The 8,091-nt window shown below is 56.0% G+C and carries 8 protein-coding genes; 4 read left to right on the top strand and 4 right to left on the bottom strand.

Annotated elements, in window-relative coordinates:
• From hisE to tatC, 4 genes are all read left to right on the top strand, one after another.
• A partial coding sequence (gene hisE / locus AC2VLY_RS17335) for a phosphoribosyl-ATP diphosphatase (protein ID WP_486922732.1) occupies window positions 1-181 on the top strand: 181 nt, incomplete at its 5' end.
• Window positions 182-256: 75 nt separating this feature from the next.
• Window positions 257-481, top strand: coding sequence for a Sec-independent protein translocase subunit TatA (gene tatA, locus AC2VLY_RS17330; protein ID WP_193651180.1), 225 nt, complete (start codon window positions 257-259; stop codon window positions 479-481).
• Between the two features lie 6 nt (window positions 482-487).
• On the top strand, window positions 488-886 hold the full coding sequence (tatB, locus tag AC2VLY_RS17325) for a Sec-independent protein translocase protein TatB (protein ID WP_193651179.1): 399 nt from the start codon (window positions 488-490) through the stop codon (window positions 884-886).
• A gap of 128 nt (window positions 887-1,014) precedes the next feature.
• The gene (tatC, locus tag AC2VLY_RS17320) at window positions 1,015-1,848 is read left to right on the top strand and encodes a twin-arginine translocase subunit TatC (protein WP_486922730.1); all 834 of its coding nucleotides are present in this window, start codon (window positions 1,015-1,017) and stop codon (window positions 1,846-1,848) included.
• Between the two features lie 106 nt (window positions 1,849-1,954).
• Here the strand turns inward: tatC and AC2VLY_RS17315 are convergent, their stop codons facing one another.
• The 4 genes from AC2VLY_RS17315 to AC2VLY_RS17300 form a co-directional block, all read right to left on the bottom strand.
• Window positions 1,955-5,248: a type I restriction endonuclease subunit R gene (locus tag AC2VLY_RS17315; protein ID WP_486891880.1), complete on the bottom strand. Its 3,294-nt coding sequence runs from the start codon at window positions 5,246-5,248 to the stop codon at window positions 1,955-1,957.
• A gap of 18 nt (window positions 5,249-5,266) precedes the next feature.
• Window positions 5,267-6,184: an Abi family protein gene (locus AC2VLY_RS17310; protein WP_486891879.1), complete on the bottom strand. Its 918-nt coding sequence runs from the start codon at window positions 6,182-6,184 to the stop codon at window positions 5,267-5,269.
• A 202-nt stretch (window positions 6,185-6,386) separates the two neighbouring features.
• Window positions 6,387-6,884: a DUF4411 family protein gene (locus AC2VLY_RS17305; RefSeq protein ID WP_486891878.1), complete on the bottom strand. Its 498-nt coding sequence runs from the start codon at window positions 6,882-6,884 to the stop codon at window positions 6,387-6,389.
• The gene (locus AC2VLY_RS17300) at window positions 6,881-8,032 is read right to left on the bottom strand and encodes an ImmA/IrrE family metallo-endopeptidase (protein ID WP_486891877.1); all 1,152 of its coding nucleotides are present in this window, start codon (window positions 8,030-8,032) and stop codon (window positions 6,881-6,883) included. Before AC2VLY_RS17300 ends, AC2VLY_RS17305 begins: the two co-directional genes overlap by 4 nt.
• Window positions 8,033-8,091: the final 59 nt, after the last annotated feature.

Below are 8,091 nucleotides of genomic sequence, written 5' to 3'. Positions count from 1 at the left end.
GCTGGCCTGCAAAAATCATGAGAAAAAACCGATTATTGCCGAGGCAGCCGACCTGCTGTTTCACCTGATGGTGGCTCTGGAGGAACAGGATTTGCATATAGATGATGTCCTCGCTGAGCTGGCAAAACGCGAAGGAATTTCCGGCCTGGATGAAAAAGCTGCACGCCGTCCGCTGGCTTGACGCAACAGAATTTTTTTTCTATGGTCAAAGAGTTAGGTTGTAGCGCATAGCCCCTTCGGGGCAAGGAGAGCAGTGATGGGCGCTTTTAGTATCTGGCATCTGGTTATTATTTTATTGATTGTTGTAGCCCTGTTCGGCACCGCAAAGCTAAGAAATGTCGGCTCGGATCTGGGTTCTGCAATCAAAAGCTTCCGTTCTGCCGTCAAGGAAGAGGAAGAAGAGAAAAAGGATGCGAGCATCGGTCATACCATTGATGCCAGCGTTCAGCCCAGTAAAGAGCACGAAACCGTTAATCGTTGATCCTGCATGTTTGATTTCAGCTTTGGCGAACTGGCACTTCTGGGTATTATTGTTCTGCTGGTTGTCGGCCCGGAAAAAATGCCTGAAATGGCTCGAGCTGCAGGCAAGTGGTACGGTGCCATGCGCCGTACCATGAATGGTCTGCGTTCTGAAGTAGAGCAGCAGCTTTTGCTGGACGATTTGCGCAAGGAAGCAGACAAGTTAAGGGATTATGCCAGTGAGGAAATTTTACCGGGTGACATAACCGCTTCTGCGTCGCTTCGGGAAACCCGTGCCAATGAGCTTGCTTCCGAAGCATCCCCTCCACAAGAAAGCGGGCCAAGACAAACGGAACTCGACATTGATGTCGTGCCTTCGGCCATACATTCAGATGACCTGCCTGGACCAGAAGATCGCCTGCATTGATGACGGTTCCCTACTGCTGATGGAGTAGTTATTTTCACTTTTCCCTGTATGCCTTCTATCCCTCCATACTGCCTGGATGCTTGCACACACACTTTTTTATTTATTCCGCCTGAGGAAATTGCTTAAACATGGAGAAATTGGCGGAGAACACTTTTATTGGTCATTTGCTGGAACTGCGTCGCCGGGTACTGGTATCCGTCATCGCCATTTTTGTCGGATTTCTGGTTTCCTATCCCTTTTCCAAAACCATTTATAATATTCTTGCTGCTCCCCTGATTGCGGTTCTGCCAAAAGGCAGCCATCTGATTTACACCAGCCTTCCTGAAGTATTTCTCACCTATGTGCAGCTGTCCCTGATTTCGGGGTTTGTGCTGGCACTACCCGTGGTACTTTATCAATTCTGGGCCTTCCTGGCGCCGGGCTTATATGAACATGAACGCAAGGCATTTTTTCCCCTCATTTTCGCTTCAATATTTCTGTTTATTGGCGGAATGCTCTTTGCATATTTTGTGGTGTTTCCCAATGCGTTTCGTTTTTTTACCAGTTTTTCCGGTTCAGATATCACCGCCATGCCGAAAGTGGACAGCTATCTGTCCCTGATCGTCAAGTTCTCCCTGGCCTTTGGTCTGGCCTTTCAAATCCCTATTTTGATTGTCGTTCTGGTACGCGTAGGTATTCTTCAGGTTGCGACCTTGCGGCGGAGTCGGCGCTATGCGTTTTTAGTCTGCGCCATCGCCTCGGCCGTCCTCAGCCCCCCCGATGTCATGTCCATGGTGCTGCTCCTCATCCCCATGTATATGCTCTTCGAGCTGGGCCTGTTCTTTGCGGGACGCATCCGGACACGTCAGCCCGCCGAGGAAAATACAGAAGAAGATGAAACCCCTGATCGCAGTGCTGCAGACGAAATGGATGCGGCGGAGGAAAGTTTCCGGAAGAAGGATGACGAGGAGAACAAGCAATAATAATAGTCCTGAGCAGCAGGTTGACTAAAAGGCGTCATTCTATAAGTTGCAATAATCGCTCATGATCCGTTATTGCTATCAATGAGTTGGCGGAAACCGTTGTCTCTTAGTGGTATGCTGGCGCACCCCCACCAAGGCCCGCGCTATAAATATGGGCGAATACTGCGCCCGCCTTGATGTTGATTTCGTCTGGGTTATAGGCACTGGCCGGCAAGTGGGCATACAAATACTTGATGATCTCGGCCTTCATTTGCGCCTGCACCGTCGCCATACTGCGCAAGCGCTCCAGCGCGAAACGCTGATCGGCCAATTTGCCGAGTAATTCCTTGGCGACTTTCTTGATCGCTTCACGATCACCCTTGGTGAGTGAATCCTTCTGAAGCAAGTCAAATACGGCCAGTTCAGTTTCGCTATTAAGTCCTTCGCGCAGGTAACGCTTTTCCTCTTCGCTACAGTCGTCATTGAAGGCAAACAGGTTGTCCATCACCTTCTGTATTTCTGCCGCATCCTTGTCTTTGTTGTATTCCTGAACGATTTCCTGATAACGCTCATAGAGGTCCACACGAGTGGGGTTGCGCGCCACCATCGCAGCCAGGCGTTCCTCGATCTTCTCCATCAAGTTCATCGCCACGACATTCTTGAAGGGCGACTTCTCGAATTCGGCACGCAAGCGAGAAAAATCGATATTGGAAAGGTCATACCGGGCTGTAGGTTCGCGGACTGACGGAGCGTCGGTTGCTACTGCCACATCTACCACGTCGTACAAATCTTGTAGCAAGCTACTGACATCCGGTGACACACGCGCATCCTGCATCTTGTTGTAGACGGCGGTGACAGCACTCTCTACTGCATCGAAATCGAACAGACCCGGATGCGGGAACAGGCCACGATGGCGCGCTTGTACATCTTCAACAATCACCTGATAGGTTTTGCGGCGCTCGTCACTTTCGCAGAGAAGGTTAACTGCCACCAAGCTTTGCTTTTGTTTATCGAAGCCTTTGGCGTTGACCAATTCGTCAACATCAAAACCCAGATCCATCAAAAACTCGGTAGCGGCCTTAAGGCTATCGGCATATTCCGCCAGAGCCTCCGCATCGTCCCGCACCGTATCCTGTTCGGCCTCTCCCTTGCCCGTGCCAGCACGATCACCCTGGGCAAACGTCGCCAGTGCCCGTCGCAGGCTTTTGATCATGCCGTTGTAATCGATGATCAACCCATGCTTCTTGCCGCCGCCAACCCGATTGACGCGGGCGATAGCCTGCATCAGGGTATGGCCCTGCATCGGCTTGTCCAAATACAGAGTGGCCAGGCATTTCACGTCGAAACCGGTCAACCACATCGCACAAACAATCGCGATGCGGAACGGGTTGTCTGCCTTCTTGAACTCCTTTTCCAGGTCGCGTTTGACCATCTTTTCGCGGTGCAGCGTGATATCCAGCGGCTCATCACGGAAATTCTTCCACTTGGCAAACTCCGCGACTTCGCCTTGCTCCTGCGAGACCACCACACAGCACTCGGTGGCTTTCATCCACTCCACGTGTTCCCGTCGCTGCTTAAGAAGTCCGGTAGGTGCTTTGCCCTTTGCTGCGAACAAGGCTTCTTCGGCCGCCACCGACATTTCTAACTGGGCGGCTTTCTCCTGCCACTTGGCCACGATCAGATCGTGCATCTTCACGCAGGTGATCTTGTCCAGGCACACCATCAAGGCCTTGCCACCCCCGTTTTCGACCACACGCCATCGCTGGTGAAAGTGGTCAACAAAGTCTTGCGCTACCTTGTCCAGTCGCGTGGGTGAAGTCAGGATGGGGTAATCCCGCGCCAATTCCCGGTAGAGTTTTTCCTCTTTCTCGTCCGTCCACGGATCATCCAGCGTGGCAACCTGCTTTGCAGCCTCAATGTGCTGCGCGATGCGTTCGCTCACCTTGGGATCAATGATCTTCAGTTTTTCGCCAGCGTTCTCATAGAACAAGGGCAGCGTCGCGCCATCGGCCACCGCTCGCTGGAAATCGTATATCGAGACATAGTCACCGAACACCTCACGGGTCAGCTGCTTTTCACCGGCATCGATCAACGGGGTGCCCGTGAAGCCCAGAAATTTGGCGCGTGGCAGCCCTTTGCGCATATTCAGCGCAAGCCGTCCATACTGCGTCCGGTGTGCCTCATCGCTGATAACGATGATGTCGTCACGCTCGGAATAGGCCTCTGTGACGCGCTCGCGGTATTTCTGAATCAGGCTAAACACATAGCGGCGGTTCTGGTCGCGCAACATCGAGCGCAGCGCTGCGCCATTCTTGGCCTGGTCGGTCTTGCTATTGGCGCGACCGCAGTTGGTGTAGGTCGATGCAATCTGGTCATCCAGTTCGGTGCGGTCGGTGATGACCACGAACGACCACGATGCCGATAACTTGCGATGGATTTTTTCGGTCAAAAACACCATTGAATACGACTTGCCCGAACCTTGGGTATGCCAGAACACGCCCAACTGCCCGGCGGCGACCTCAGCCTGAATCTTGGGGTCGGTGGAGCTCAGCCGATCGAGCACGCGATTCACGCCAAGGTACTGGTGGTTGCGTGCCACGATCTTGTGCGTGCTGCCCTCAGAGGCATCAAACAGGATGAAGTTTTCGACGATATCCAGCAGACGCTGTTGATGTAGCATGCCCTGCAAGAGAATCGGCAGTAGGGGCTGATCCTTGCTCGGCTCCGGATCGTCCTCGTCGAGTCGCTTCCAGCGATAAAAATGCTCCTTGCTGGAGGTCAACGAGCCGTACTGCGCGTCGTGGCCATTGGAAATGATGACCAGTGCGTTCCAGAGAAACAGATGCGGGATGGTGTCCAGGTAATCGACGTAGTTTTTCTTGTAAGCGCTGTCGATGTGCACCTCGAAGCGCTTGAGCTCGATAAACACGAGCGGCAAGCCGTTGACGAAGCCGATCACATCCGGGCGACGTAGCCACAATTTGCCACGTACCCACAACTCACGCACCACCAGGTAGCGATTGTTCTTGGGTTCATCAAAATCGACCAAGCGCAAGCGTTTGTCAACCAGCCGGCCCGCAGCGTCGCGGTATTTCACCGGCACGCCATCGCGCAACAGCTTGTATTTTTCCTCGTTTTGCGCAATCAGCGATTTGGTGATGTCATCCTGAACCACCACTGCCAAGGCATCCTGATACGCCGCATCGGGCAAGCCCGGGTTCAAGCGCTTGAGTGCTGCCAGCACGTCACGCGTCAGCACGACCTCCGCATCCGATGCACGGCCCAGCAGACTGTCGGGGCCCCATCCACCTTTGGCACCCTCGTCCTGCGCAAACACGCTCTCCCAGCCGAGCTGCTTTTCCAACAGTTCTGCCGTCGGTGCCTGAATCAACAGGTCTTCGGAATAGTCCTTCTTGGCCATCGGTTCTCCTGATTCTTGTTATGGTGTGCCCGGTATTGGCGATGGGTCCTGCCAGATGGGCAGGTTTTGCCAGTTGGCGGGAAAGTCCATGGCCGCCACGGACACCCCGTGCCGGGCGATCAGATTTTTCAGACGAGTACGCCAACGATGCTGTAGCGCGATCACATCCATGCAATGCAGCAGGATGACCAGCGCGTTGTAAAGCTTGCGCGAACCACCATGGAACTGCGCCGCCAAACCAGCCGGCTTGTTACGCGGCAGCAGCGGTGTGACGGTGAACTCGCGATTCCACAAACGGCTGTGATGCGCGCAGGTATTGCGTACCAGTGAGAGGTGCCGCAGCCAGGATTCCAGCACCTTCTCATCCACGCCATAGGCCGCTGCAATGGCGCGGCGGGTGGGCATGGGTTTGAGATTGTTGTACCAGCGTGAGAGCAAGCCCAAGGACATCACCTCACACACGGCCCACACCGGCGGCAAACTTTCCGAATAGGTGTTTTGCAGGTGCTTGATGAAGGCCTCGTCAGAGCGGCCCACTTCGTCGCTCAACTTGTTGAGGTTGGTTTGCCAGAGATGCGGCTTAAAGGCCAGCGTGACATCCAGGTGGGCATGTGAGCCGTGCTGGTGTGCCAAGTGGTAAGCCCACTGGCTGCGCACCGACACTTCCACGCGCTCGATGGCGTCCAGCACCAATAGGCGCAGCTCCCGATCGAACACGTAGAGGTTCAGCACTTGAGCAAAGTGAGTGCCGGGACGGAAAGTGTGTGTAGCGTGGTCGGCTTCGAAGGGCAGCCAATAGGCCCCAAGCCGGTAGTAGTTGAGGTGCTGCAGGTAGAACTCGGCGGAGGCCGGGTCGTCGATGACCATGCCACGCTGCTGAAGCAGCGCCACTTGTTGGGCGTGGGTGGTGGCAGGTTTGGCGAAGGGGCGCTTCATCGTGCGTCTCCCAAACCGCAGTGCGCTGCTGATTTCGGGCGCACAAAAAAGTAACCCGCCGGTTTGAGGATACGCTCGCGCGCATAGCCTTGGCGGGTTTTGTTAAGGCGAAGTATGCGCGCAATGCGACCGTTTTGGCAACCCAACCGACTGGCAGCGGGTACAGAGCCAAGAGCAAACGGAGCAGTATGCAGGGCTGCGATCACGGCTGTCCGCCTCCCAGAACGAACTTGGCTTTTTCCACGCGCAGCATCTCGTAAGGCGTCATGAATCGCAGCCCCAGCCCGATGCACACATTGGGAATCTTGATGCGCTTGACCGAATTCGCGGCCACCTCGTGGGTCACCACGATATGCCCGCCTGCCAGCGCATGCGCCACCAGGTAGAAATCGGCCACCTGCAAAAAGGTGTTGATAGCGGCAGGTTCGTACTGCTGGCCAGTCACCCAGGTGCTCACCTTGCCGAACTGGGCGGCCACGGCGGCGTCCGTTTTGCGGAACAGGCCATTGCCGTGGTCGCTCACCCACTGGGTCAGTTCGTCCGCACCGGCTGCGATCTCATCGGCTACCTTGTCGATGCTGAACACGCGCCCGTTGGTGTGGCCGTCGATCAACCACTCCCAGAACGCCGGACAGAAATCTAGGCCGTAGTGCAGGTTTTTGGCCTGGATGAAGACGTTGGCATCCAACAGGTAGCTCAAACCACCACCCCTAGCTCGCGGGCTGCTTCATAGAAGGTGGCAGTTTTGCGCACGCCCAGCATGCGGAAAGCATCCTGGAACAAGGTTTGCCCCTCCAGCGTGCTGGTCACAATCGCGCGGGCAAACCGCTTGCTGGTGCGTGCGCCCAAGCTGCGGTAAAAGTCCCCACCGCCAGTGCCGCGAGTTTCCAGCGCCTGCAAGCGGGTCTGTTCCTCGCGGTAGTGCTGCCACAGACGAGCCTGATCCAGAAACCCGGCATCGAACAAACGCCGTAGCGCCACCAGAGTGCTAACCTTGAATTCCCGCGCCAGGCGCTGGATTTCATCCGGCACAGGCTTGCCGGGTTGGTAGGCGGCGCGCAGCGCCTCCAGCGGCATCAGCAATTCCGCCGCCACCTGGTTGCACCAGCGCTCGATGCCCTGTTCGGGCACTTGGCCTGCTTCAGAGTCGGATACGCCCGTGGCACCTAGCCACAGGTGAGCCAACTCATGCGCTAAGGAAAACATCTGCGCGGCCTTGCTGTCCGCACCGTTCAGGAACACCAGCGGGGCCAGATCATCGGCCAGCGCGAAGCCACGAAATTCACCGACATCCAGCTTGCGGTGGCTGTTGCTGCTCACGACTCCACTTACCATCACCATCACCCCGGCCTCTTCGGTCTTGGCGATCAACTGCCGCAGGGCGTCCGTCCAGGTGGACAACTGGCGTCGCTCTTCGGTGGAAAGTATCAGCGCAGCGCGCATACGCTCGGCCACGGCTTGTGGCGCTTCGTTCACCAGCGCACTGCCGACAAAGGTCAGACGGGAAAGACCGTGCACACGGGCATAGTCGCGGTACCAATCCTGCCGCTGTTGACACAGATACAGCGTGTCCAGTAGCGCGCTGCTGGGCTCGCGCAGCTCTTCATCGCGCAGGGTGCGAAAGTCCGGCACTGGCAAAGCAAGCTGAGGCGGCTCGGGCAAAAAGAAATAGCCGATGGCGGTATGGGTCAGCCGGGCAAAATCTTCCAACTGCTTGAGCGTGGGCTGTGCCTCTCCGGTCAACCACAGGGGCCACTTGCGAAAGCGCGCCGAGAGGTATTCTTCATGCAGGCGTGCCCGCTGCGCGGCCCAGCGTAGCACCGGGATGGAAGCCGCGACCGTGGTCACGCCGCTACCTCATCAGGCAAGGCAATGCCAGAAACGTCGAGTTGGCCGGACATCAGTTT

The sequence above is a fragment of the Acidithiobacillus sp. TH-A36 genome (assembly GCF_057473445.1).
The sequence above is the reverse complement of the archived record's forward strand: the minus strand, read 5'-3'. Positions and strand labels throughout refer to the sequence as shown.